We start from the raw sequence: 24,270 nt of genomic DNA, 5'->3' as shown, positions 1-24,270 counted from the left end.
CGCCTTGTCGCCCTCCCCGCCCCGGATGAGGATGTGACGACGACCGCACGTCACCGTCGCCTTGCGGGGAGGCCGCATTGACCGATCCTTGGGTGGCCCTCAAACCGGGAGCCGATCCGGTGGAGCGGGCACGGGTGCTGCGCCGGGCCCACGAGACGTTCACCCGGGCGGGAACCGTGCCCCGCCCGGTGCGCCCGGTGGTGGCCGACTCGTGGCGCAGGTCCGCCCGGGCCGGTGTGGGACCGGACCGCACGGCGGACATCGAGCTGGCCGACGCCGACCTCAACGCCTACCGGGCCGAGCATCCGCTCTCCCGGATGATGCCCCTGATCCGGGAACTGGTGGGCACCTTCGCCGACGACGGCGGCCATCTCCTGGCCGTCTGCGACGCGCACGGCCGCCTGCTCTGGGTGGAGGGCTGCCCGGCGACCCGGCGGGCAGCGGACTCCATGAACTTCGTGCCGGGCGCCCGCTGGTCGGAGAGCGCCGTGGGCACCAACGCGCCCGGCACCGCGGTCACCGTCGACCGCCCCGTGCAGGTCTTCACCGCCGAGCACTTCTGCCACCGGGTCCAGCCGTGGACCTGCGCCGCCGCCCCGGTCCACGACCCGCGCACCGGGCGCGTCCTCGGCGCCGTCGACATCACCGGGGGCAACGGCCTGGCCCATCCGCACAGCCTGGGGTTCGTCCAGGCGGTGGCGCGCGCCGTCGAGTCGCAGCTCGCCCTCCTGGAACCGCCGTCACCGGGCGGCGGAACGCTGGAGCTGACCGCACTGGGCCGGGAGGAGGCCCTGCTGCGGGCGGGCGGCGGGCGCCGACTGCGGCTGAGCCGGCGGCACTCCGAGATCGTGCTGCTGCTGGCCCGCCATCCCGAGGGACTGAGCGGCGACGAGCTGGCCTGCGCCCTCTACCCCGACGAGACCGTGCCCCCCGTGACGCTGCGCGCCGAACTGGCCCGGCTGCGGCGGGTGCTGGGCCCGGACGTGCTGGCCTCCCGCCCGTACCGGCTGACCGCCCCGGTCGTCTGCGACCTGGAGCTGGTGGAGCGGCGCCTGGAGACGGGCGCCGTCGCCGCGGCGGCCGCCGCCTACCGGGGGCCGCTGCTGCCCTCCTCGCAGGCGCCCGCGGTGGCCCGCCTGCGGCATCGGGTGGCGGACGCCCTGCGCACCGCGCTGATCATCCGGGGCGACCCGGACCTCCTGGCCGACTGGGCGCACGCCCCGTGGGGCGAGGACGACCTCGAGGTCTGGCGGGCCCTCGCCGCGGTCCGCCCCAGCGCCCCCGCACGCGCCCGGCTCGCCGCACTGGAACGCGAACTCGGCGCGCCGCCAACCCCGTTCTCCCCCGGCGCCCGCTCGCAACGTCCGCGCAACGTCGTGGCGCCTAGCCTGCGCGACCAGAGCTGACGAGCCGTCCGACGGCGGGCGGCACATCTCCGGGAGGCAGACAGATGACCCGCTACGCAAGCCCGGGCACCGAGGGCGCGATCGTCTCCTACCAGGCGCGCTACGACCACTTCATCGGCGGCGAGTACGTGCCCCCCGCGCGCGGCCAGTACTTCGAGAACCCGTCGCCGGTGAACGGGCAGCCCTTCACCGAGGTCGCACGCGGCACCGCGGAGGACGTGGAGCGCGCCCTGGACGCCGCCCACGCCGCCGCCCCGGCGTGGGGACGCACGTCCCCGACGGAGCGCGCCGGCATCCTGCTGAGGATCGCGGACCGGATGGAGGCGAACCTGGAGAAGCTGGCGGTCGCCGAGACCTGGGAGAACGGCAAGCCCGTCCGGGAGACGCTGGCCGCCGACATCCCGTTGGCCATCGACCACTTCCGCTACTTCGCGGGCGCTCTGCGCGCCCAGGAGGGCTCACTGGCGGAGATCGACGACGACACCGTCGCCTACCACTTCCACGAGCCGCTGGGCGTCGTCGCCCAGATCATCCCGTGGAACTTCCCCATCCTGATGGCCGTCTGGAAGCTCGCCCCGGCCCTCGCGGCCGGCAACGCGGTGATCCTCAAGCCGGCCGAGCAGACCCCGGCCTCCATCCACTACTGGCTGAGCCTGGTCTCGGACCTGCTCCCGCCGGGCGTGCTGAACATCGTCAACGGCTTCGGCGTCGAGGCGGGCAAGCCGCTGGCCTCCAGTCCGCGGGTCGCCAAGGTGGCGTTCACCGGTGAGACCACCACCGGGCGGCTGATCATGCAGTACGCCTCGGAGAACATCACCCCGGTCACCCTGGAGCTGGGCGGCAAGTCCCCGAACATCTTCTTCGACGACGTCTCCCGCGCGCAGGACGACTTCCTGACCAAGGCGCTCGAGGGATTCGCCATGTTCGCCCTCAACCAGGGCGAGGTCTGCACCTGTCCCTCGCGCGCCCTGATCCAGCGCGGCCACTACGGCGACTTCCTCGCCGCCGCCGTCGAGCGCACCGAGCGGATCGTCCCCGGCCACCCGCTGGACACCGCCACGATGATCGGCGCACAGGCCTCCAACGACCAGCTGGAGAAGATCCTCTCCTACCTGGACATCGGCCGCCAGGAGGGCGCCAAGATCCTCACCGGCGGCGAACGCATCGAACACGAAGGCGACTTGAAGGGCGGCTACTACGTCCAGCCCACCATCTTCGAGGGCGACAACCGCATGCGGATCTTCCAGGAGGAGATCTTCGGCCCGGTCGTCTCGGTGACCTCCTTCGGCGACTTCGACGACGCCGTCAAGATCGCGAACGACACCCTCTACGGCCTCGGGGCCGGCGTCTGGACCCGCGACGCCAACACCGCCTACCGCGCGGGCCGCGCCATCCAGGCGGGCCGCGTGTGGACCAACTGCTACCACGCCTACCCGGCCCACGCCGCCTTCGGGGGCTACAAGGGCTCGGGCATCGGCCGCGAGACGCACAAGATGATGCTGGACCACTACCAGCAGACCAAGAATATCTTGACCTCGTACTCCGCCAAGGAGGTCGGCCTCTTCTGAGAGCCTCGAAGAAGGGCGCCTGACCTGCAGGAATGCAGGTCAGGCGCCCTTGCTTCCACGACCTTGAACGGCGGAGCAGGGATGACCGGCTACTCCCGATTCCTCCCACTGGCTTCCCATCCCGGACCAGCTGTCCCGGTCTTTTCCGGTCCAAGAAGGCCCTGCCCAAGGTCATCGACGTCGCCTCGGAGCAGGCTGGGACACCCGGTCCCACTCGCGCAGCGACTGGTCGATCAACTGGTTTGCGTGCTCCTGGACGCCGTCGAGGAACTTCGCGTAGTTGCGGAAGAGAACCTCGATGCTCTGCCCCGCCCGCCTGGCGCACTCCGCGGGATCGACACCGGAGTACAGCCAGAAGGAGATACCGGCGTGCCGGAGGCCGTAGGGCCGTTTGACAAGCCCCGCGGCCAACTCCATCCGGGTCAGAGCCGCCCGCCGCGCTCGCGCCCACGTCCTCCCGTAGGCCGCGGCCTCTACGTAATTGCCCTCGGCGTTACGGAACAGCCGGCCGTCATCCGCTACGCCGAAGCGCTCAACGTGCTCCCTCAGCCGCTCCACGAACACAGGCGGTACCGGAACAGGACGCGTCGCCCTCTCGGCCCGCCTCTCGTCAGTCCTTGTCTCGGTGAGGCAGCCGTCTATGAGGTGGCTGCGGTACTGGATGTGGCGGAGGCCGCTTCGGATGCGCTGCATGAGGTGGTCCGGGGTGGTGAAGGCGACGTTGGAGAGCCAGCCGCGACGCAGGAAGTAGTGCTGGCCTTCTACCAATGGGCGGTGGGCGGGCAGTTGGTGGCTGAAGCCCCTCTCCCTCAGCGAGACCGGCCGACGCCGCTGTCCGGGTTGTCGTTCGGGTCGAGCCGGTCGAGTGCAGCCGGGACCGCGACGGTTCCAGCGACCTGCGCCCACGGCGAGGCCGACGAGAGGATCGAGTGGCTGTCGGCGGCATCCTCCCGACGCAGGCGGGACGTCGAGGTCCGCGGATATGACGTCACCGGGTTGTCGAGGCCGCTGGATTTCGCGGGTGACCGACCACCGCGACGTCGCCCGCGCCGAGGTGATCGCCGATACCCGATCCAGACCGTCCGCTGATCGCCACCCGCGCCGGCGGCAGGGCGGCCGGGCAACAGGGCCACGTCCAGCACCTGAAGCCCCCAGAACGCTACCGGCTGTTGTGGGAGACGGCCGACGGCCTGGAGTCGGCGATGTCCTGGGTACCGGCGCACAGGGCGCGGTCCACAAGCCCGCGGACGGCCCGCTCGGCGGCGAGCAGCTGCTCGCCGCCGCCGGTGCCGTTGGCGACGACGACGACTGAGCGGCGCCCGTCTGCGGAGAAGCCGGTGCGCACCGTGAATCCCTCCAGGTCCCCTCCGTGGCCCCAGGTATCGCCGCCGCAGGTCAGCGGCTGCTGCATCAGTCCCAGGCCGTACCGCAGGCCGGGAAACCCCACCTGGAAGTTCTCGCTGACGGACACGGTCCTGCGCATCTCCGCGAGCTGGGCGGGAGGCAGCAGGCGCCCGCCGAGCAGGGCGGTGAAGAAGCGGTCCACGTCGCGGTCGGTGCCGACGAGGGCAGCGGCCGCGTCCACTTGGGAGATGTTCCTGGCCGTGGTGTCGGTCCAGGTGACCGAGCCGGGGAACAGGTGGTAGGTGTGAGCATGGGGCGGCTTCAGGTACGGGTCGTCGCCGGGGGCGTAGGTGCCAGTCAGGCCGAGCGGCCGGATTATGCGGTCGCGTACCTCCTCGGCCCAGGGCCGTCCGGTGGCCTTCTCGATGATCATCCCGGCGAGGACATAGCCGGTGTTGGAGTAGTTCCAGTCGGGCTTGGGCGCATCGGCCGGTGCGGGTGGGAAGTCCGGCCGGTGGCGCACCGCGCCGGCGACCAGCTGCTCGGGGCCCCAGTGGTCAAATCGTGTCCGCTCGAAATCGGCTGCGGTGTTCCCGGAGTCCTCTTCGGGGCCGTAGTTGTGGATGCCGCTGGTGTGCTGCAGTAGGTTCCTGACGGTGATGAGGCTGCCGTCGTTGCCGTTGCCGCTCACCACACCCGGCAGCCAGCGCTCGACGGTGTCGTCCAGGGACAGGCGGCCCTCGGCGACGAGTTGCAGCACCACGGTGGCCACGAACGTCTTGGTGACGCTGCCGATCCTGAACTCCGTGCCGCGCGGCACAGGGCGGCCGGTGTGCAGCTCGGCCTTGCCCGCTCGGGCGTGTACCGTGCGGGCGCCGTCACGCACCCGCAGTGTGATGCCGACGAACCCACCCTCTGCAAGGACGCGGGCCGCTTCGCGTTGGAGCTGCCGAGAGGTGAGCCGGCCGTCGGCGGAGGCCGCGGTGTCCGCAGACGCCGGGTGGGGAGCGGCCGCAGCACCCGGCGCGAGTGCCGTGGAGGCAGCGAGGAGAGCGGCGGCGGCAAGGCGGGCCCGCGAGGTCTTCTGTATTGCCTTCATGCCCTCACACTCTGCCGGGGTGGGTCGGCTGCGCCCCATGGCGGCAGCCTCCGCAATGGGGGTGGGGATACCCCCAGGGGTCAGGTCGGGCCAGCCGAGTAACTGGTCGTTTCAGAACGCGGTGCAGAGGTCGGGTAGTTGCCGTCAGTCCTCCGGACGCTGAAGGATCTGTTTGTATTCACCGTGCTCGATGAGACCGGTGAGGACGTGGGCCATGTTGCTCACTCCGGCATCACGGACGATGAGACCGTCCGAGCACCAGTAGTAGCGGCCTTCAAGGGCCTCTCCACTCTTGGCCCACCACTTCATCAGGACCTCGACCCGGGCAACAGTGCACACGGTCGCGCTCCACCGCGAACCATCGGGCAGTCTCGCCTCGACGTCGATGTCTTCGACCGACTCCAGCTCTTCGTCGGTATCCGGCAGGAACGCGGCCTCGAACTGCTCCGTGCGGATGCGGTACCAGGGGCCGTCCCAGCTGCCCGACTATGTGCTGTCGCTCATCGGGCGAGTAGGCAGGGCAGCACTCTCCACCTCCACCACGTTGTTCTGGCACGCTTCGTGCGTGAACAACGATCTTGTACCCGATGACCTATGGGCGCGCGTGGCTCCCCTACTGACGTCAGGCCCGGAACGGCGCCACCGCCACGCGGGACGGCACCGGATATCAGACCGCATCGCGCTGGCGGGCATCCTCTACGTTCTGCGCACCGGCGTGGCCTGGCGCGATGTGCCACGCCAACTGGTCGGCTGCTCCGGCGTCACAGCCTGGCGCCGCCTGAGGGTGAAGCGCTCCGGGATCGGTGGAGGCTCTATGCATTGGCTCCAGCCACCGCTTGAGGCTGGTGTCGAGCGTAGTGGTTGGTCTCGTGTTCGTGGGGCGGGATGGTTCCGATCGCGCTGTGCAGGCGTCGGTTGTTGAACCAGTCGACCCATTCCGCAGTCGCGAGCTCGACAACGGGCAGACCGTGCCCGGGCTTGTGGTGCTTGATCAGCTCGGTTTTGTAGAGGCCGATCTGGGACTCCAGAGGGCGTTGTCCCAGCGCACGGCCCGGGCCGGGTCTTTCGTCCGGCGGGGCTGAGGTTAGGGGACAGACCGGTGAGGGCATCCGGCAGGAGGATGCCTCGTGCGGTCAACCGTCGCTGGCGGCGGGACGGGAGTACGCCTGGGGACGACCGCCGACGAAACCCTGGTTGATTGATGCGCCGTACATAGTAGCGAAGTTGACACAGCTGCTGGCCCTTTGCCGGACGCCCTCGACACCCGCGCTCTCCTAATCTCGTGGACACCTCGTCAGGACGATGTGTCGACGCACCAGCCCGATAAGAAATGTCACGTCACGACATCGGGCCTCTGCCGGGTATGGAAAATCCAGGAGCCGAGAGTGACCGTCACGACCGACCAAGGGGGAACACCATGAATGCCTCTGTCCGCACGAACCGCAAGAGGGGTAGGAACCTGAAGGGCTGGAGGGCCTGTGTCGTCGGGGCTGCCGGGGCGACCACGATGCTCGTATCCACGGCATGCGCGGCGAGTGAGCCCGAGGGCACGGGCTCCGCTCACTCGGACCGGATGAACGCGGCGGACCCGGCGAAGCCGGGGTCAACGGAGGATGCCTCTGTCGTAGAGCCTGTCGCGAAGGCCGCAGTCGTCGCATTCTCGAACAGGGTCGCCAACTTCAACGTGCACAATCCTTCCCGCGTCGGTCATTACGACCGTCACCTCACCCGGATCGTGAACGAGATCGCCAGGTATCGCCCGCAGGTCATCGCGCTTGAGGAGATCTGCGTTCAGGAAACGAAGAACATCGTCAAGAAGCTCGAGAAGAAGGGCTATCACTACTACGTCGCACACGGGAGCGTTCAGACGGACAGCTGGGCCTGCCTCGGCGCCGGCTCCGCCTACGGCAACGCGATTCTCTCCGCCGCGCCGCTGACGGGCATCGTGAACAAGCGTTACTCGGAAGGCGGGAGCGAAGAACGCGGATACGTGTCGGCCCACACCACCGTCGCCGGCAAAAAGGCACGTGTCTTCGCGACCCATCTCGCGCAGTCGGGTCAGAGGGACGCGCGGAAGAAGCAGATCAGCGAGTTGCTGTCCGCGGCCAAGAAGTACCGCAACGCCATCGTTCTGGGAGACTTCAACGCCGACCCGGCGTACTCCGAGATGAAGCCCATGTGGAACCAGTTCCGGGACGCTGACCCCTCCTGTGGCCCGACCCGGAACCGTCCCCCTTGCCAGGCGACCGCCGATGCGTCCCCGTACCGGAAGAAGTTCGACTACATCTTCCTCCGCAAGAACGGCCGCTACTCCGCACCGAGCCTGGGCGTCCACCCCACCTACTCGGACCACGACCTGGTCCACGCCGACCTGCGGGTCCGATGATCCGCTGCCCCGCTGGGCCACCACCCACCGGTGAGAGGGCGAGACGGACGGCTGTGGCCGTGATCGACGGCTATGCCTGAGCTCGTGCTTCCAGACCCTGGAAGAGCGGTTTCGGCGTACCGCGCGGCCGTGGTACCACGAAACCGATCCACGGGTGGTTCCCGCCGTACGACAGGGAAGCCTGCTCAGCGCCGGCACCACGCGCGCACTGCGAGGTGAATGATCTGGGCGTCAGCACGAATGCCGGCCGCTTCCACAAGCGAGGAAGGTGCGAGGGCGCCCGGCCAGAGCCATCCCAGCAGGTGATCGAATATCTTGACCTCGTACTCGGCCCCGCCGATGCTCGCGATCCTCGACGAGGCCGCCAACGTCTGCAAGATCAGCGACCTGCCCGACCTGTACTCCCACCTCGGCTCACGCGGCATCATCCCAATCACCATCCTGCAGTCCTACCGCCTGGGCCAGAAGGTCTGGGGCGACGCCGGCATGGACGCCATGTGGTCCGCCTCCACCATCATGGTCATCGGTTCCGGCATCGACGACCCCGACTTCGCCGACAAGCTCTCCCGCCTCATCGGCGACCACGACCTCGAGACCACCTCGACCTCCGACTCCGGCAAGTCCACCTCCGTCTCCAGGCGGCAGGAACGCATCCTGCCCGCCGACGCGATCCGCGCCCTCCCCAAGGGCACCGCCCTGTGCTTCGCCACCGGCATGCGCGCAGCCATGCTCGACCTGCGCCCCTGGTACCTCGAGCCCGACGCCGACACCCTCTCCGCCGCCTCCGCCCGCGCCTCCAAGGCCATCACCGCCCGAGCCGTCGCCAAGGCCGGGGCTCCTGCCGTGCGTACGGCATCGGACGCCTGAGACCGGCGCACCCGGATTCCGCCCCGAACTCCCGTCGGAAGAGAACCCACGCATGCACCATGCCGCCTTCCAGCCCACGGACCGCGTCCTCATCTCTCCGCGGTACCTCGCCGGTACCGGTGCGGACAGCCTGGGCAACGTCATCGGCCCGCTGACCCACCTGGTCGACTGGCACACCACCCACGACCCGGCGACCGGCCTCGTCACTCTCGACAGCCCGGACCACTGCCTGTTCATCACCTTCGAGCCCATGCGCTTCGACGGCATCTGGTGGACCATCGCCCACCACGAGCCGAACTGGGAAGTGAAGTTCACCCGCCAGACACCGGTCGAGGCCATCGCCGCCGTCACCCAGGCCCTGCCACAGCTTCTCGGTGACCACCGGCACTGTGAGCAGATCCCCCTCACGCCGGCAGCCCGTCGAGCGTCGCCGCCGACCGTCAGTGGACCGCCCGCCGCGACAGCAACGGCTTCACCTCGCCCGACGGGCACTGCACTCTGCGCCACACACCGCAAGCCCCAGCCACCTGGACCGTCAACGCCTCGCTGTGCGAGGGCTTCGACACCGAGTGGAGCGCAGTCTTCACCGACGCCCCAGAACGGCTGGTCGCCCAGTTCGTCGCCGGGATCGCCTCCGACATCCCCGTCGAGCAGGCCTTCGGCGACATCCCCTACCTCGTGCAGCACAGCACCAGCGAGCTCATCACCGCGGTCCGCGGTGCCGCGGTGAACGCCCACGTCCATCACGCCGTCGCCCTGGCCGCCCAGGCATACGCCCCCGCACCTCGCCGGTCGGCGCCCACTCCGTGACGCCCAAGCGGCCTAACACCGACGTCCCCTAGCTCTCTGGAGTCCCCCTGGCCATCACCGATCACCACGAGGTGTTCCTCGGCTCGACCAATGACGGACACACCTTCGCCGTCCTCAACAGCGACAAGCGCCGCTACCTGCGCTCAGCCCACCGCGTCTGACGAAGGCCAGCTTCGCCCCCGTCGACCACCGCGGACGCGTCATCTACCTGCTCCCGCCCACCAACGCACTCCACCAGGCCGAACAGGCCATGTACGAACTCTGCTCCCACACCTCGGACATGGCCGACCTCGCCTGGACAGCACGCCCACGGCCCGCCGCCCCCCAGGTGCGCATCCGCTTCACCGGCAACAAGGTCAGCATCGTCACCGACAGCCCTCGAGCCCGAGCGGCACTGCGGCAGCTCGGCTCCGTGAACGAGAACGAGCACGGCGACTTCGCCCTCTCGGACAGCCTTACCGAGCGGGAGAAGGTGCGCGCCGTCGTCCGGATCGACCTACGTCTCGACCGGCAGGACATCACCAGTCACATCGACCTGAGCATCGCCACCCCCGCCGCCATTCCCCCGGCCCCACACCGGCTCTCCCCGGCGGCGTCCCCCTTCTCCGCCGTGGCGAGCCGGAAGCGCTGACACCAACACCTACCTCCGTCGCGTCTGTCTGCGGTCAACAGACACCCGTCCAGAGGCACCCCCTCTGGACCACGCGTCGAGCTCCGGGACCGCCCCGTCAGGACGACCCGTCACCCTCGAAGGACCCGCTTGGCCATCACCGACCACCACGACGTCTTCGTCGGCGCGACCGCCGACGGATACACGTTCGCCCTGCTCAACCGGCCCTTGCGTGCAGGCCCCCGCCTCCTGACCGATGCCGGGTTCACCGCCCACGGCCACGGTGGCCGCACCGCCTACCTGTTCGCCCCCAGCACAGGTCAGGAGGCACACACACGAGCCGGCGACGCGCTGGCCGATCTCCTGGAGCACACCCTGGACATCGTCGACCTCGCCTGGACAACCCGCTGGCACCCCGCAGGACGACCCGCCCCCGATGTGCGTTTCCGGTTCTCCCACAGCGCCATGACTGCCACCGCCGAAACGAGCAACGGCCAATCCCTGCTCGCGGCAGAGGGCTACACCCTCTCGACTGACCAGACCTTCGGCTGCGGCGCCGTACGCGAACCCGCTACACGCGACACCGAGGGCCGACCGCTGTGTCCGAACTGCATGATCAGACAGCCCGAGAACCTGGAGGAGTGCGTCGGATGCGGCCGACGCAAGCCCGTCGCGAGCCGGCTGCCTGAAATGGCCCACGCTGCCAGAACTGCCGACCGAGGAATACCGCGGAGTGCGGTATCTGCGGGCGAACGGCTCTCTGCGACATCGGTCTGGCACCACGTGCGCCGGCTCCGGCGCCGCCTCGGTGAAGACCACACCACCCGGCTCCAGGACCTGAACGTGCGCTGCCACGTCACCGCGGCAAACAACTTCCTCGACTGGCTCGGCGGCGAAGGGCTCGCAATCGGGACCTGCACCCAGACGGACCTGGAACGCTGGATGGCCGACCCCACGGTCAGCTACCCCGACGAGACCGGCCACTTCGTCCGCTGGTCGGTACAGCACCGGCACGCAGCGACCTGACCTACGGCACCGTCCGATGGTCAGGCCCGCTCAGCACCATCGACAGCGAGAAACGCTGGGCGGACGCCCGGCGTCTCCTCACCGACGACACCCTGCCGACCCCGGACCGCGTCGCGGGACTGCTGCTGATCCTCTACGCACAGAAGATCGTCACCATCAGCCAACTCAGCGTCGACGACGTCCACTTCGACGGGGACACCGTCTCCATCACCTTCGGCACCTCGCCGGTCGTCCTCCCCGCACCGCTGGCCAGCCTGGTTCGCGAGCTCGTCGCGACTCGCCGCGGCAAGACCAAGATTGGCAACTCCCGACGACGTTCCCTGGCTGTTCCCGGGTGGCCACCCGGGGCGCCCCCTCACCGACAGTCAGATTGGCAAGCGTCTCCACCGAATCGGAGTCCGGCCCAAACAGGACCGGTCCACGGCGCTGTTCACCCTCGCGACCGAACTCCCCGCAGCGATCGATGAGTTCTACGCGAAGGTCCGAGCCCAGGGACGGGTCCCCAACAGCGAACGCAAGCTGCGGGCCGAACTGAAGAAGACCAAGGAGCGACTGGCCGAGCTGATCGAGGAGAACCAGCGTCAGCAGGCCGAGATCGAGACATTCGCCCGCGTGGTGAACGTCCTCACCGTTGAGAACCACCAGCTCCGCGGCCAGTCGGGGTAGAAGCGAGCCCCGGTGGTGGCCTTGCGCCTGGCCCCCGAGCCCGGCTCGTAGTCGCACCGCCTCGTCCGAGGCGTTGCGTTGACCACTTGAACCCGCACCGATGAGAGGGCGCAAGCGTCCTGCGAGCAACCGCACGGTCTGGCCAGGGACTGAGAGTCCGGTGTTTATACCTTGCTCGCGACCACCATGTAGTTCTCGGCCTCAAGATCGAAAGTGCTCAGTTCCGTCTGGAGTCCGACCCGGTGCAGCTCGACTTCGAGTTCCTCGTACCGGTAGGGCCAGCAGGAGAGCAGTTCCGAGCGGACAAGAACTGGCCCAGCCGCATCAACTTGGGCGATCGCAATCTCGATATGGTGCTCATCCTCCCAATGCGGCGCAATTTCCCAGCGGTAAAATACGACGGCATCGCGACCGTTCCGGCGGACGAGTCGGTCCCAGATGTCCAGCCGGGAACCTCTGGCCCTCACGAGTTCCCAAGTCCGGGACGTGAGCACCAAGCGCCCTCCCGGGCGCAGAAGCCGTGACATCGACTCCAGAGCAGCACCCCTGCCTGTCGCGCCCGCGGCATGGTGAAGCGAGTTGCCAACGCAGAACACCATGTCGAACGTGTTGTCCTGGAAATGGTCGGGCAACTCTTCCCAGTTCGCCCGTACGGCCCGCACAGATGTCCCGAACTCCTCAGACAACTCTGCAGTCCGGCGAACCATAGCCTCGCTGGCGTCAGTTGCGACAACCTGCATGCCACGACCGGCGAGGCCAACCGCCAACTGTCCGGTTCCGCAAGAACAGTCGAGGACGTGAGCGTTTGCCGGCAGGAGACGGAGGGCGTCATCGAACGACGCAGCGAACTCGGCTGGAGGCAACTTTGCATCCGAGATGAGCCATTCGTACACCTCGGCAAGCACGTCGTATTCCGTCACAACCACTACCTTCGTCAACGCGGCAAACTCACGGCGGGACGTCAGTCCATCAGCGGAGCAAGCCGGGCACCAATGGTTTTCGCAAGGATGGGCCACCGCTCGGGCACCACGGGCATCGAGGGCTCAAGCTCGTCACGCGGCCAAGGGCCGCCGAGATAGGTGTGCGCCTCTGGCGACGCCAGCAGCTCGATGAACGTCACACGGTCCCGGGCCTCGGGCTCACGGAGCGCCAGCCACCTGATCAGCAGGCTCGGCAACGATCAAGAATCGCAGACCCGATCAAGCCACCGGTCCGGGCCCCACCCTCATCAGCGGGGCCGGGCCCCACAACCACACCTGCCAGGGACGGGATGTCTCCCGTTCTCGTTCACAGCATCGACTTCGGCCGTGGCGGGCCGCATCCCGAAGTGCCGATCTACTTTCGGGATTCGTGAATAGAGCCACCCTCTCCGCTATTACGCAGAGTCACCTCAACAACGATCACCAGGAGTCAAATGAGAGATGGCTACAACACAGCTAGACTTGACAGGGAACTGGGCTGCCCGTTCCACGGCAACGCCCAGTGAGCCTTTTCCATCATCGGCCTGAGCAGGCCAGATGCAGGGTCAAGACAGCTCGGACGAGGCCCGTGACGCGGTTGGTTGAGCACCGCAGCTTGCGGAGAAGCCTCCAGGACTTGAGGGTGGCGGCCGCCTGCTCGACGAGGGCTCGGATCTTCGCGTGGGACCGGTTGACGGCCTTCTGACCTCGGGAAAGCGTTTCCCAGCGTCCCCAGTACGGGACGCGGACCGTGCCTCCGGCACCTCGGTAGCCGTTGTCGGCCCAGCACTCGATGCCGGCGTCCGTGAGGGTGTGGATGACGTCATGTTCACGGGCGGCTCGGATGTCGTGGACGGCGCCGGGCAGAGCCGGTGAGGCCCACAGCAACCGGCCGGACGATACCGAACCCGGCCGCGAGCTGGGCGTACGGTGGCCGTTGCGGAGGTGGGCAAGGGTGAGCCAGGGCCTGTCGGCCGGGGCTCAGACGCCGCCACCGGGTGCCGAGCTCCCCGCGGCGTTGGCGGAGCTTGGCGGACAGGAAGCGCAGGGCAGAGCTGGACACGTCGACGCCGGACGGGTAGACAAGCACACGAAGCCTCTGGTGGAGATGGTTCTTCTTGGTCGAAAACCCATCTACCAGGGGCTTCACCTGTCTGTCAGCCCAACTGACCATCTAGGCCGTCAGGTTGGAATGACCTCACTGGCACCGCCCCAACGGGCATCGCGCACCACTCCAGCGTCCGGCACACCGAGCAGTACTACTAGCCGACAGCTGGTGCGTTTGCAGAGGCACTGCAGAAGATGGAGCAGCCGCCCAAGTCCTGGAAGTCTCAGCGTGTTCAAGGCACGCATTTCCGCGCCGGTCCGCCGAGCAGGCGTTCTGCTGTCGTCTCAGTCGAACCTGCGCCCAAGATCCGGACCATTCCCGGACCATCGACGGGTCCCGGGTCACGCGAGTACTGGTTTCCCCTGGTCAACGGCCCCGACGTCCCTGTACCACCAGGAGACCAAGAACCTCCTGGTCTCCTGCTCCGCCAGGGAGGTCGGGCTCTTCCGGGAGCCTCGGAAAAGGGGGCCTGACCTGGAACAGCGGAGCGGGAATGACCGGCCACTCCCGATTCCTCCCACCGGTTCCCGTCCCGGACCAGCTGTCCCGGTCTATTTCCGGTCCAAGATGGCCCCTGCCCAGGGTCACCGACGTCGCCTCGGAGCAGGCCGGGACACCCGGTCCCACTCGCGCATCGACTGGTCGATCAACTGGTTGGCGTGCTCCTGGACACCATCGAGGAACTTCGCGTGGTCGCGGAAGAGAACCTCAATACTCCGTCCCGCCCGTCTGGCGCACTCCGCCCTCGTCGCTCGTTCACACCGGAGTTCAAGGCCGAGATCGTCGAGTTGTGCCGTCGCGGTGACCGCACGATCGGGCAGGTCACCCGGGACTTCTAGCTGACGGAGACCGCGGTGCGGCTGTGGGTCAGCCAGGCCCAGGTCGACGACGGTGAGAAGGACGGCCTGACCAGTGCCGAGCGGGACGAGCCGGCCCGGCTGCGGCGGGAGAACCGCTGCCTGCGCGAGGACGTCGACGTCCTCAAGCGAGCCACAGCCTTCTTCGGGAAGGAGACCCGGTGAACGTCCACCCGTTCGTTCGAGGCGGAGAAACACACAGGTCACAGCGTCAAACGAGCCTGTGACCTGCGCAAGGTCTCCCGAGCCGCCTTCTACGCGCGCCGCACCGGCATGCCCTCCGAACGCCGCCGCCAGGACGCCGAACTCACCGACCGGATCAGCCAGGTCCGTGCCGACTCCCGCGGCGCCTGCGGCTCCCCGCGCGTCCACGCGGCACCCCGGCAGGCGGGCGCGTTATGCGGACGCCGCCGGGTCGCCCGGCTGATGCGCGAAGCCGGCCTCACCGGCCGCTGCCGCCGGTCGCGCCTGCGACGAGATGGTGTGCTGCTCATCCGTCGCGGGCATACGCGCCCCATGACGCCATCGCCGAGCAGATTGCGCAGCTCCCGCCGAGGGCCGGACCTCCGTCACGGCCGCCGCGCGGCCTGGGCCGGGTGCGCGCTTCTCGTGTTCTTCGCTCTGCCGGCGTGTGACCGCGGCGGGGGTGACAGGCCGTGGCCCGGGGCCGCCGGAGGTGCGCGGGGAGACCTGTTCGAGAGGGCCTCTCTGGCGGACGGCAGCCGTCTCCTCGTCACCACCGAGGGCGGCGTGCGGATCGTCGGGACGGACGACGAGAGCGTGCGGGTGGACGAGGCGACCCCCGCCCACTGGGACCTGGACGCGGCCACCCCTACGCTCGACCTGCTCTGCGATCAGGGTGACAAGCGGACCAAGGACAACTGCGGCGCCATGCCGCTCGTCCATGTGCCCGCCGGCATCACGCTCACCGTGCGGGCCCGCAACGCCGGCATCGAGGTCGACGGGGTGCGCGGCGAACTGACCCTGAGCACCGTCAACGGCGACGTCACCGTGCACGACTCGGGCGCGGAGGGCACCAGCCAGCACCTGGTTACCCGCAACGGCAGCGTCCGCGCCAGCGGCCTCGCCGCCGACGGCGTGAGCGCCGAGACGGTCAACGGCGACGTCGATCTGCTGTGCACGACCTCGCCGGCAACGCTCGACGGCGTGACGCGCAACGGCTCCGTGCGCGTGACCCTCCCGGCCGGCGCCCCGCCCTACAAGGCCGACGCGAGCACCGTCAACGGGCGGACGGTCGTGGACGTCCCCGCTCCCACCGCGGGCTCCGCGGACCACCCGCGCCGGCTGACCCTGCGCACCGTGAACGGCGACACCGAGGTACACCGGGGTTGAAGGATGGGCCGCCGAGGACAGCCCTGATCCCCCGTGGCTCGGTACCCCGTGGCTCAGTACACGAGACCGGCGCGCCCGTCCCGCCCGCGTACCGGCCGGCCGGTGCCGGTCAGCCCGACGGTGACCACACCGATCGGACGGCTTCCCGGTCGGGACCTCGATACGACCCAGCGGACGGTCAACCGGGCCTTGTCGGCGGCACGAGCACCCGTCGAACGAAGCGTCACGCGACTGAGGTCCCGGCGCATCTTTCGCCGAGCCCGCCGCAATGCCAGCCCAACAAGGTCGTCGACGCGATCCGCGTCCCGCTCTCTTCCTCGCGTCTCTTCCTCGCGCGAAGCTGTGTCACCATCGTCCGCGACCTGCATCGAAGTCTATTCGAGATTCTCGAAGGAGATCGGCTCGTAGGAGTGCGCGTACTCGGTGAAGAATTCCACTGCCGAGACCGGGAGAGGCAGATCGATTTTCACCGAATACTCCAGGACTCGCTTCCTGGGATGATATTCCCAGAATTGGTAGTCCGGTGATCCGTTCTCCAGCACGCCGGGATATCTCTCGCGGCTGCCGAGGAGGTCGAGCAGCTCCGGCAGCGTCGCTGATTGGATATTCGGGCCGGGGTCCTCCAGGAGGGCGACCCGGTCGACGCCTCCTTCGACGCGGGCGGGAGCTCCTTGGCCGAGAGCACGGACTTGCTGCGGGCCGAGAGTGATCCAGGATGCCTGTGCGGTGAGCACGAGCCAGCGGTCCGTGGCGGTGTTCCGGTAGATGGCACAGTCGGCGTCCTGGTGAAGCCGCTCGCTGTAGGAGAAGCCGGGCTGCTCCAGCGTGTGCTCGATCCCTTCGACTTCCAGGGTAAGGGTGCGGCCCCGGCCGGTGAGGATCCCGGCCAACTCCTTCCGGAACGGTTCGCGATGTTTCCACTGGGCAAGGCAGGAGAAGTGCAGCGGGCCGTGGAAGAACTGGTGGTCGGGGTTCCAGGTGGCCCGCAGCAGCCAGTAGCTGTGGACGATGCCGGTCGCCCCCGGGATCTGCAGCACGAACTCTCCGCAGAGCCGACACGATGTGATGTCGTCGTCGTCCATGGCGGGGAACACCTCTTTCACTCGATCGCAGACTACCAGTCAGCCGATTCTGGGGACAGGGACGATGAATCCGCGGTCGTTCACCGGACCACCCGATGGGAATTCCCCGGATGGCAGATCGAGGATTCCGTCGCCGTCGAAGAAGCGGAGGTTTCCGTCCCGGCTGACCACCACCTCGACATGATCGGAAACCTTGTTCTCAAGGTCTCGACTCATGCTGTTCGCGATACCGCGCACCCGCTCAAGATCGGTGGGCGGCCCCGGCATGCGGTCCTCCGGGTGGGTGTGGGCGATGAAATCGTAGCCCTGGCCGCGCAGTTCCACGGGAATCGTCGACGTGTATTCTGTGCCGCTGAACAGGCGCAGCTCTCCGGCCGCGTTCTGGATGATCGCGTGCTCGACCGCACTGAACCGCTGAAGCTCCGTCAGGTGCGAGACGCTGACCTCGCCGGCGCGAATGCCGATATGGCCGTGTGATTCCAGCTGCCGGACCAGGTGCTTGGCTTTCGGAGACAAGTCCCGGTACGGGATCTGTCCACCCGGCATGCGCGCCGAGCCGTGGATCGTGTCGCCCATGCCACGGACGTCCGCCGGCTGCATGCCCTGAGCGGGTCGGCCGCCAGGCTCCGGCGGTGGCTCTGCCGAGGCGGGCGGCGCCGGCGGGGGTGGGGGTGGGGGCGGCGGCATCGGCGGGGAGGCGCCGGCACCTGAGGGTTGCGGGGCCTGCGGGACAGCCATGGCCGAAGGGCGGCCTCCGGCCCAGTAGTTGTACAGAGCCCAGCCGGCCCAGCCGAGGCCGGCGGCGCCGCCCAGACTGGCGGCGCCGATCCAGGGGGCTGCGGAGTGACACCCCGGGTTGGACAGGTTCTCGGTGATCTCGGATATGTCGTCGGGGTTCGGGGGCTGCTGTCGCTCGGCGTAGGTCAGCCCGCCGCAGGCAGCCTCGGCGGTGCCGGCACCCAGCAGCAGCGGGACCGCGGTCCAGCAGGCCACGGCCGCGAGCTTCGCCAACGCGGCGACGGCGCGGCGCCTCACGACGCCGCCCCCTCATGCGGCCCGAGGAGCGGTACCGCGCCGTCCGTCTTCAGGCGCAGCACGCGCTCACGCAGCCGCGCCTCGTCACGCGTGTCGTAGGGGTCGACCTCGTCGCGGGAGGCGTGCCACCGGTGCATGCCAAGCTCGAGCTGGGCGGCGTGCAGCCGGGCCAGGCGACGGTAGGCACGCACCCCTCCGCCGCGCCGCAGCACGTCGACCTTGACCCGGAACCGGCGCGCCGGGTTGAGCAGCGCCGGCAGCTCGCCCCACGTGACCGCGCCGTGGCCACGCGCCGCCTCGGCGGACAACTCGACCGCGAGCCCGGCAGCCTGACCGCGCAGCCCGCGCCGTAACAGCAGCAGATAGAGCACCAGCAACGGGCCCTGGAGCAGGAGGATCGCGATGGGGAACACCGCCAGCACCCAGACCGCATCGCTCACGTTGGGGAACCAATCCGACACCTCGTGCTGGAAGTAGCGCAGCAGCAGGTTGTTGGCCGCGTGGGTGCTGATGGCGGCCAGGAAGCCGCAGGCGATGACCGCTCGACGCGCGCTGGGCGTCCGCAGCTGGCGCGCTATGCCGAAGCCGGCGCCGATCGCCGCGGTGAACGCCGTATGCGCGGCCATCAAGCCCAGAGACTGCCGCAACCAGTACTGGAGATTGGCGTAGACGCCGTCACCGGCGGTGATGTACAGGACACTCTCCATGTAGTTGAAGCCCAGCCCGGTAGCGGCACCGATCACGACCCCGGAGACAACGCCGTCGAAGTGGCGACGGAAGAGGAGGAACAGCACCGCGATGGCCGCGCCCTTGCCCAGTTCCTCGAACACTCCGGCGCCGACGTACACCGCGGTCTGCACGGTGTGGTCCAGCTGCGCGGCACCCACCCCCGGCGTCCACAGGTAGTTGGGGAGGTACGAAGCCAGCCAGGTGCCCGTCGTGGCCCCGAAGCCACCGCCCATGACCAGCCCGCCGACGAAGGCCGCCAGCGGCAGCCACAGCGGCATCCTGCGATACCGCTGCGCCCCGTGGACGGCCAGGACACCGAGCACGGTGCTCGGCAGGCACCCCAGGAGGACCAGGGTGGAGAGGCCGGGCGAGACGAAGATGTTGGTGACCGCCACCGCGACGGCCGCGAACGGCAGCAGCAGCAACACGACGAGGGCGATCTTGCAGTTCCGGATGAGCCGCCCGGAGGGGCCGGAGGCTGCCAGGGCCACCAGGGCGACGAGGCCCACCAAGGCGGCGGCCGACCAGCAGGCCGGGAAGCCGAAGACCATCAGCCTGCCGAGCGGCCCGGCATGGACCTGGCCGTCGAGCACACTGAACGCTCCGTCGTTCAGGAGCGTCAACTCGGGGCGGTTCAGGTCGATCAGCATCTGGATCCCCACCGCTACGTGCATCATCAGGAGGATGAGCAGCACTGCGCGGGCCCGGGTGTCCCGGGGCGGGGGCGGGGGCGGCATCGTGGGCGGACGGGGCGCGCCGGGCGGCGGCCACTGCCGCGGGTGGAACGGGGGCGGCGGGCCCGCGTGCACGGTCACGGCGCCTCCGGGAACTCGCCGAGGCTGTCGGTCGGCAGGGACCACCCGTCCGTCGGGAGGCCGGAGAAGATCGACGGGTCGATGGTCGGAAAGTCCGTCAGGTAGTCCGTGGGGAAGCCGGTCGGCACGGCGGTCAGCCAGTCCGTCGGTAAGCTCGACGGGAAGTCCGACGGCAGCTCCGTGGGGATATCGGTCGGGATCCCTGAGGGCCAGGCTGTCGGCATGGGCGTGTCGGGTAGGCCGTTCAGGTCTGGTTCGGTGTCGATCACCAGCATGAAGAGCAGTGCGACGCACGTCGACATGGCCCCGACGAGCAGGCCGTAGACGGCGAAGAAGCGTACGTGTGGTCGTCGTTCATACCCAGGCCGCTCAGGCTGGGGACTCGGCCGCTCGGCTCCGTCCGGCCCTGCCGTCGGCTCCGCCAGAGGCTGCACCGGGGAGGGGAGCCGGGGAGGCACAGACGGGCCTGGGTCTTCTCCAGGAACGTGCATACCGCCCTCACCACCGCTTGTATGCACGGCACCACCTCCCCCGAGCGAACGCACAGCATAACGAGGGGAGTTTGGTGTTTGAAGACCGTCTGCCGTGTTGCGATGAGAGGCAAGAACCTCCTGGTCTCCTCCTCCGCCAAGGAGGTCGGGCTCTTCTGAGAGCCTCGACTCGAAGAGGGGTGCCTGACCTGGGACAGCGGAGCGGGGATGACCGGCCGGTCCCGATTCCTCCCGCCGGTCTCCCATCCCGGAGCAGTTGTCCCGGCCTGTTTCCGGTCCAGGACGGCCCGGCCCAAGGTCACCGACGCCGCCTCGGAGCAGGCTCGGACACCCGGTCCGCGAGGAGGCGGTTGATCAGCAGGACGGCGATCGCGCTCGTCGGAGTTCCGCGCGCGTCCTCTTCATGCGCTCAACAGGGGAAGGCGTCCAGGCCACGGAGGACGGGTTCACCGCGCCCGCGGCCCGGGAGGGTCGCGACGCCGGAGTCAGTGCGAGTCACGGGGCACCCCCTTGGTGTGGACGATGTCCTGGTAGGCGACGGCGAGCTCCATGCAGCCGCCGCTGTCGAGCTGGCCGACCGTGGAGCGGTAGATCTCCTGCCACGGCGTCTGGTTCTCCAGCACGGGGGGCGTGTGACGGGCCAGCCGCTCGGCGATCTCCTCGTCCGGCAGCAGGACGTCGACGCGTGCGTTGTCCAGGTCGATGCGGATCCGGTCGCCGGTGCGCAGGATGGCGAGATTGCCGCCGATGGCGGCTTCGGGGCTGGCGTTGAGGATGGACGGTGCGTCCGAGGTGCCGCTCTGCCGTCCGTCACCGAGTGTCGGCAGTGCCATGATGCCTCGCTGGGCCAGCGCCGACGGGACCTCCATGTTCACGACCTCGGCCGAGCCTGGATATCCCACCGGTCCCGTGTAGCGGATGACGAGGATGCAGTTCTGGTCGATGCCGAGCGCCGGGTCGTCGATGCGCGCGTGGTAGTCCTCCGGTCCGTCGAAGACGACGGCGCGGAGCTCGAGCACGGAAGGATCGCCGGAGTGCGCCGCGTAACGGGCCCGGAAGGCATCCGTGACGACCGACATCTTCATGATCGCGGAGTCGAACAGGTTCCCCGTCATGACGAGCAGCCCACCGTGCGCGTTGACCGGGTCCTCGCAGGAGCGGATGACCGCGGGGTCGCCGGGCCGGACCTCCGCCAGGTTCTCGGCCACCGTCCGGCCCGAGACCGTCACCGCGTCACCGTGCAGGTGCCCCGCGTCATGCAGCGCCCGCATGACCGCGGGGACGCCGCCGGCGCGGTGGAAGTCCTCACCGAGGAACTCCCCCGCGGGAGCGAGGTTCACCAGCACCGGGATGTCGCGTCCGACCCGCTGCCAGTCCTGGTTGGTCAGGTTCACGCCCACGTGACGTGCGATGGCGTTGATGTGGACCGGCACGTTGGTCGACGCGGCGACGGCCGAGGCGACGACGATCGCGTTCTCGAAGGCCCGCTGTGTCATGACCTTGCGAGGCGTGAGGTCCTCCCGTACCAGCGTCACCGCCCGGCGGCCCGTCTCGTAGGCCATCTGCGCCCGCTCGCTGTAGGGAGCCGGGATCGACGCGCAACCGGGCAGGGACATGCCCAGGGCTTCGGCCAGACTGTTCATCGACAGTGCGGTGCCCATCGTGTTGCAGTGCCCGATGCTGGGTGCGGAGGCGGTCACCCGCGCCAGGTACTCGTCGTGGTCGATCTCTCCACTGGCGAGCAGCCGCTTCGACTGCCAGATCACCAGTCCCGAGCCCGTCCGCATGCCGCGGTGGTAGCCGTTGATCATGGGGCCGCCGGACAGGACGATGGCCGGGATGTTCACCGTCGCCGCGGCGGTCAGACAGGCAGGCGTGGTCTTGTCGCAGCCCGTCGTCAGGACCACCCCGTCCAGGGGGTATCCGTAGAGCACCTCGACCAGACCGAGATAGGCGAGGTTGCGGTCCAGTGCCGCGGTGGGCCTCTTCCCGGTTTCCTGCAACGGATGGACGGGGAACTCCAGCGGGATGCCACCGCCGTCTCGGACACCTGCTTTGACCCGGTCGGCGAGGGCGAGATGGTGCCGGTTGCAGGGCACCAGGTCACTGCCCGTCTGGGCGATGCCGATGACCGGCCGACCGGACTGCAGCTCTTGGCGCGTGAGACCGAAGTTGAGGAACCGCTCGAGGTACAGGGCGGTCATCTCCAGCTTCTCCGGGTTCGCCCACCACGCCTGGCTGCGCAGTCGCCCTGTGGCGCCGTTCGACGGTGACACGCTCACCTCCGGGCCGAACGGTGCGGCCTTCCGCCCCGGCACCGGGCACCGGCGGGGTTCATGGGAAGGCTTGGGCACACGGCCCGTTGCCGGTCAGCCACGGATCCTCCTCGTTCGACGGTGGCGGTCGCCGCTCAGTCCGGCCGGACAACGCAGGACTTCGCCAGACGATCGCATGGAACGCCGCCGGTTCCCGCGCGGCACGCTCGGGCATCACCGGCACGGCAGTCACCGCCCTCACGGCGACCCGCCGGTTCGCGGATCCGACCCGCATCGCCGGGTTCCTCGGTGATGCGGATCCGACCCGCATCACCGAGGAACCCGGCGGCCCCGCGGACCTCGCGGACACCGCCGAGGCGAACAGCGCCGGCGGACAGCGCCGGCGGACGGAGCCGGCCGTACCGCCGCGGTGCTCCGTCGGCTGCACGGCGCGGCGGTGACGCGTCCGGCAGTCGGTCGGTGCGACTGCGTCCGACATCGCCGACCCTCTCCTCGCGGCGCCCCGGCAGGGTGCCATCCGTGCTGAATCACACCGCGCCCGCCGGCCGCCTCCCGGGCTTCGCGCACCAGGGGCGTCACCCCTCGGGCCCGCTGCGGGGCCTGCGGGCCGTAGCGGGGCCGGCGACGCGGCGGGGCCGGAGGGATGACATGCCGCGTTCGGCGTAATCGGTGGTTGCGGTCCTTCTGGCGTGCACGCTGGGGCTGTCGAGCACGGTCCCGGCAGGGGCCCGGTGACGCACGAGTCCGGTCGGCAGCGTGGGCCCGGTCGGCGCCGCGGACGCGTTCGGCGCCGGCCATCTCAGCGCCAGGCTGGAGGGCCTCGTTCCGGCAGACCGGTTGCGCCGGGGCGCGCTGTGCGGGGCGTTTCGCGGTGTCCGTTCCCGGGGACTGGGAGGGACTGCCGCGCCGGGAGGAGCTGGCTCTACCGACCGGCACGCAGGACTGGCACCGCTGACACCGCGACCGAGGAAGAGCGTGGACCGGACGGCTGCAGGCGGAGATCGAGACCCACCGGGTCCGCGTCCCCGTATTCGGGAGCGGGCACCGGCACGCGACACCGGGACAGGGCTGAGAGGGTGACCATGGACAGCGGCAACTGGTTCGACGCGGCCTTCGACAGGAGCCCGCTGTTGGCGGTCCTCAGGGGTTACGGGCCGGCAGCGAACGGTCGAACTGGCCGAGCGGGCCTGGGACCTCGGTGTGAGGTGGGTCGAGGTGCCCGTCCAGTCCGAGGCGGGAGTGGGGTCGCTGGTCGCCGCGGTGGAGGCCGGCCGTGGCCCGGGCGTGTGCGCGGGCACCGTGACCACGGTCGAGCGGGTGCGGCAGGCAGCCGGCGCAGGGGCTCCGTTCGCCGTGGCCCCGGGTCTGGACCCCGACATCGCCGCGGCCGCCCTGGAAGCCGGTATGCCGTATCTGCCCGGGGTGGCAACCGCCTCCGGCATCCAGACCGCCGGCCGCCTCGGCCTGCGGTGGCTCAAGGTCTTTCCCGCCTCGGCGCTGGGCGCGGGATGGATCAAGAGGATGCACGGGCCCTTCCCGCGGGTGCGCTTCGCCGCCACCGGCGGAGTGGACGCGGCCAACGCCCGGCAGTTCCCGGACGCGGGCGCGCGCGTCGTCGGAGTCGGTTCCGCGCTCGAGGATCCGCTCCAACTCGACGAGCCGGCCGCCCTGTTGCCAGGTCTCTGAGGCCCGGACGGCACTGGCCGGGCCTGTCCCCCATGGCGACACCAAGCCCGCACACCGCTCGTACCGCTGCCCCGCGACCTACAGACTGGGATCCGGC

The 24,270-nt window shown here is 69.4% G+C and carries 20 protein-coding genes and 8 pseudogenes; 16 read left to right on the top strand and 12 right to left on the bottom strand.

The annotated features are described in order from the left end of the window. The first annotated feature begins 77 nt into the window (after positions 1-77). Positions 78-1,406 carry a GAF domain-containing protein gene (locus tag GBN72_RS15585; protein WP_151772387.1) on the top strand — a complete coding sequence of 443 codons (1,329 nt, stop codon included), beginning with the start codon at positions 78-80 and terminating at the stop codon, positions 1,404-1,406. A 44-nt stretch (positions 1,407-1,450) separates the two neighbouring features. Then, on the top strand, positions 1,451-2,974 hold the full coding sequence (gene exaC, locus GBN72_RS15580; RefSeq protein ID WP_151772386.1) for an acetaldehyde dehydrogenase ExaC: 1,524 nt from the start codon (positions 1,451-1,453) through the stop codon (positions 2,972-2,974). Positions 2,975-3,145: 171 nt separating this feature from the next. Here exaC and GBN72_RS36175 read toward each other — a convergent pair. From GBN72_RS36175 to GBN72_RS36040, 3 genes and pseudogenes are all read right to left on the bottom strand, one after another. Continuing rightward, a pseudogene (locus GBN72_RS36175) lies at positions 3,146-3,742 on the bottom strand (hypothetical protein); the annotation flags it as partial. 391 nt (positions 3,743-4,133) lie between these two features. Continuing rightward, the gene (locus tag GBN72_RS15570; protein WP_151772385.1) at positions 4,134-5,417 is read right to left on the bottom strand and encodes a serine hydrolase domain-containing protein; all 1,284 of its coding nucleotides are present in this window, start codon (positions 5,415-5,417) and stop codon (positions 4,134-4,136) included. A gap of 144 nt (positions 5,418-5,561) precedes the next feature. Further along, positions 5,562-5,756 carry a hypothetical protein gene (locus GBN72_RS36040; protein ID WP_369695886.1) on the bottom strand — a complete coding sequence of 65 codons (195 nt, stop codon included), beginning with the start codon at positions 5,754-5,756 and terminating at the stop codon, positions 5,562-5,564. Positions 5,757-5,982: 226 nt separating this feature from the next. Here GBN72_RS36040 and GBN72_RS15560 point away from each other — a divergent pair. Continuing rightward, positions 5,983-6,198: pseudogene (locus GBN72_RS15560) on the top strand (transposase); the annotation flags it as partial. A gap of 31 nt (positions 6,199-6,229) precedes the next feature. Here the strand turns inward: GBN72_RS15560 and GBN72_RS15555 are convergent. Beyond that, a complete protein-coding gene (locus GBN72_RS15555) occupies positions 6,230-6,526 on the bottom strand; it encodes an integrase core domain-containing protein (protein WP_151772383.1) in 297 nt (98 codons plus the stop codon). A 308-nt stretch (positions 6,527-6,834) separates the two neighbouring features. On the opposite strand from GBN72_RS15555, the gene GBN72_RS15550 reads away from it, so the two are divergent. From GBN72_RS15550 to GBN72_RS35300, 8 genes and pseudogenes are all read left to right on the top strand, one after another. Then, on the top strand, positions 6,835-7,803 hold the full coding sequence (locus GBN72_RS15550) for an endonuclease/exonuclease/phosphatase family protein (protein WP_246212516.1): 969 nt from the start codon (positions 6,835-6,837) through the stop codon (positions 7,801-7,803). Between the two features lie 333 nt (positions 7,804-8,136). Next, positions 8,137-8,670 (top strand): annotated as a pseudogene (locus GBN72_RS15545) (TraG/TraD/VirD4 family protein); the annotation flags it as partial. A gap of 52 nt (positions 8,671-8,722) precedes the next feature. Then, positions 8,723-8,971 (top strand): annotated as a pseudogene (locus tag GBN72_RS36035) (DUF317 domain-containing protein); the annotation flags it as partial. Between the two features lie 197 nt (positions 8,972-9,168). Next, positions 9,169-9,255: pseudogene (locus tag GBN72_RS35310) on the top strand (hypothetical protein); the annotation flags it as partial. Between the two features lie 93 nt (positions 9,256-9,348). Beyond that, positions 9,349-9,480, top strand: coding sequence for a hypothetical protein (locus GBN72_RS35885; protein ID WP_281371839.1), 132 nt, complete (start codon positions 9,349-9,351; stop codon positions 9,478-9,480). A gap of 250 nt (positions 9,481-9,730) precedes the next feature. After that, positions 9,731-10,111: a hypothetical protein gene (locus tag GBN72_RS15535; protein ID WP_151772382.1), complete on the top strand. Its 381-nt coding sequence runs from the start codon at positions 9,731-9,733 to the stop codon at positions 10,109-10,111. 129 nt (positions 10,112-10,240) lie between these two features. Then, on the top strand, positions 10,241-11,116 hold the full coding sequence (locus GBN72_RS35305; RefSeq protein ID WP_246212514.1) for a hypothetical protein: 876 nt from the start codon (positions 10,241-10,243) through the stop codon (positions 11,114-11,116). Between the two features lie 297 nt (positions 11,117-11,413). After that, entirely contained in the window at positions 11,414-11,782 is a 369-nt protein-coding gene (locus tag GBN72_RS35300; RefSeq protein WP_246212512.1) for a hypothetical protein, read from the top strand. A 164-nt stretch (positions 11,783-11,946) separates the two neighbouring features. On the opposite strand, the gene GBN72_RS15520 is transcribed toward GBN72_RS35300, so the two are convergent. From GBN72_RS15520 to GBN72_RS15510, 3 genes and pseudogenes are all read right to left on the bottom strand, one after another. Then, positions 11,947-12,702 (bottom strand): class I SAM-dependent methyltransferase, encoded by a 756-nt coding sequence (locus GBN72_RS15520; protein WP_151772381.1) that lies wholly within the window; start codon positions 12,700-12,702, stop codon positions 11,947-11,949. 41 nt (positions 12,703-12,743) lie between these two features. Next, complete coding sequence (locus tag GBN72_RS15515; RefSeq protein WP_151772380.1) at positions 12,744-12,959, bottom strand: hypothetical protein; 216 nt, start codon at positions 12,957-12,959, stop codon at positions 12,744-12,746. A gap of 319 nt (positions 12,960-13,278) precedes the next feature. Further along, positions 13,279-13,831, bottom strand: a pseudogene (locus GBN72_RS15510) (transposase family protein). Positions 13,832-14,703: 872 nt separating this feature from the next. Between GBN72_RS15510 and GBN72_RS34115 the strand changes: the two are divergent. The 4 genes and pseudogenes from GBN72_RS34115 to GBN72_RS35290 form a co-directional block, all read left to right on the top strand. Beyond that, a complete protein-coding gene (locus tag GBN72_RS34115; protein ID WP_164540656.1) occupies positions 14,704-14,871 on the top strand; it encodes a hypothetical protein in 168 nt (55 codons plus the stop codon). 108 nt (positions 14,872-14,979) lie between these two features. Then, a pseudogene (locus GBN72_RS36030) lies at positions 14,980-15,162 on the top strand (IS3 family transposase); the annotation flags it as partial. Positions 15,163-15,456: 294 nt separating this feature from the next. Then, positions 15,457-16,059 carry a DUF4097 family beta strand repeat-containing protein gene (locus tag GBN72_RS35295; RefSeq protein ID WP_246212511.1) on the top strand — a complete coding sequence of 201 codons (603 nt, stop codon included), beginning with the start codon at positions 15,457-15,459 and terminating at the stop codon, positions 16,057-16,059. A 120-nt stretch (positions 16,060-16,179) separates the two neighbouring features. Next, a pseudogene (locus tag GBN72_RS35290) lies at positions 16,180-16,344 on the top strand (IS5/IS1182 family transposase); the annotation flags it as partial. An 89-nt stretch (positions 16,345-16,433) separates the two neighbouring features. Here GBN72_RS35290 and GBN72_RS15495 read toward each other — a convergent pair. The 5 genes from GBN72_RS15495 to GBN72_RS15475 form a co-directional block, all read right to left on the bottom strand. Further along, positions 16,434-17,141 carry a hypothetical protein gene (locus tag GBN72_RS15495; protein WP_151772377.1) on the bottom strand — a complete coding sequence of 236 codons (708 nt, stop codon included), beginning with the start codon at positions 17,139-17,141 and terminating at the stop codon, positions 16,434-16,436. Positions 17,142-17,180: 39 nt separating this feature from the next. Next, positions 17,181-18,152 (bottom strand): hypothetical protein, encoded by a 972-nt coding sequence (locus GBN72_RS35285; RefSeq protein WP_246212509.1) that lies wholly within the window; start codon positions 18,150-18,152, stop codon positions 17,181-17,183. Positions 18,153-18,172: 20 nt separating this feature from the next. After that, complete coding sequence (locus GBN72_RS15485; protein WP_164540653.1) at positions 18,173-19,579, bottom strand: PrsW family intramembrane metalloprotease; 1,407 nt, start codon at positions 19,577-19,579, stop codon at positions 18,173-18,175. A 137-nt stretch (positions 19,580-19,716) separates the two neighbouring features. Further along, complete coding sequence (locus GBN72_RS15480; RefSeq protein WP_151772375.1) at positions 19,717-19,995, bottom strand: hypothetical protein; 279 nt, start codon at positions 19,993-19,995, stop codon at positions 19,717-19,719. A gap of 701 nt (positions 19,996-20,696) precedes the next feature. Beyond that, positions 20,697-22,487: an IlvD/Edd family dehydratase gene (locus tag GBN72_RS15475; RefSeq protein WP_151772374.1), complete on the bottom strand. Its 1,791-nt coding sequence runs from the start codon at positions 22,485-22,487 to the stop codon at positions 20,697-20,699. Between the two features lie 1,215 nt (positions 22,488-23,702). Here GBN72_RS15475 and GBN72_RS15465 point away from each other — a divergent pair. Beyond that, positions 23,703-24,173 carry a bifunctional 4-hydroxy-2-oxoglutarate aldolase/2-dehydro-3-deoxy-phosphogluconate aldolase gene (locus GBN72_RS15465; RefSeq protein WP_246212507.1) on the top strand — a complete coding sequence of 157 codons (471 nt, stop codon included), beginning with the start codon at positions 23,703-23,705 and terminating at the stop codon, positions 24,171-24,173. Positions 24,174-24,270: the final 97 nt, after the last annotated feature.

Source organism: Streptomyces abyssomicinicus (assembly GCF_008974245.1).
Lineage (GTDB): Bacteria > Actinomycetota > Actinomycetes > Streptomycetales > Streptomycetaceae > Streptomyces > Streptomyces abyssomicinicus.
This window is presented reverse-complemented; position numbering and strand designations above follow the sequence as displayed.

What these genes read in the sequence shown, in the direction of transcription:
- GBN72_RS15555 (WP_151772383.1), bottom strand. Translation starts at nt 6,526, where the DNA reads ATGCCCTCACCGGTCTGTCCCCTAACCTCAGCCCCGCCGGACGAAAGA.
- GBN72_RS15480 (WP_151772375.1), bottom strand. Translation starts at nt 19,995, where the DNA reads ATGCTGGTGATCGACACCGAACCAGACCTGAACGGCCTACCCGACACG.
- GBN72_RS15550 (WP_246212516.1), top strand. Translation starts at nt 6,835, where the DNA reads ATGAATGCCTCTGTCCGCACGAACCGCAAGAGGGGTAGGAACCTGAAG.
- GBN72_RS15570 (WP_151772385.1), bottom strand. Translation starts at nt 5,417, where the DNA reads ATGAAGGCAATACAGAAGACCTCGCGGGCCCGCCTTGCCGCCGCCGCT.
- GBN72_RS15495 (WP_151772377.1), bottom strand. Translation starts at nt 17,141, where the DNA reads ATGGACGACGACGACATCACATCGTGTCGGCTCTGCGGAGAGTTCGTG.
- GBN72_RS15485 (WP_164540653.1), bottom strand. Translation starts at nt 19,579, where the DNA reads ATGCACGTAGCGGTGGGGATCCAGATGCTGATCGACCTGAACCGCCCC.
- exaC (WP_151772386.1), top strand. Translation starts at nt 1,451, where the DNA reads ATGACCCGCTACGCAAGCCCGGGCACCGAGGGCGCGATCGTCTCCTAC.
- GBN72_RS15535 (WP_151772382.1), top strand. Translation starts at nt 9,731, where the DNA reads ATGTACGAACTCTGCTCCCACACCTCGGACATGGCCGACCTCGCCTGG.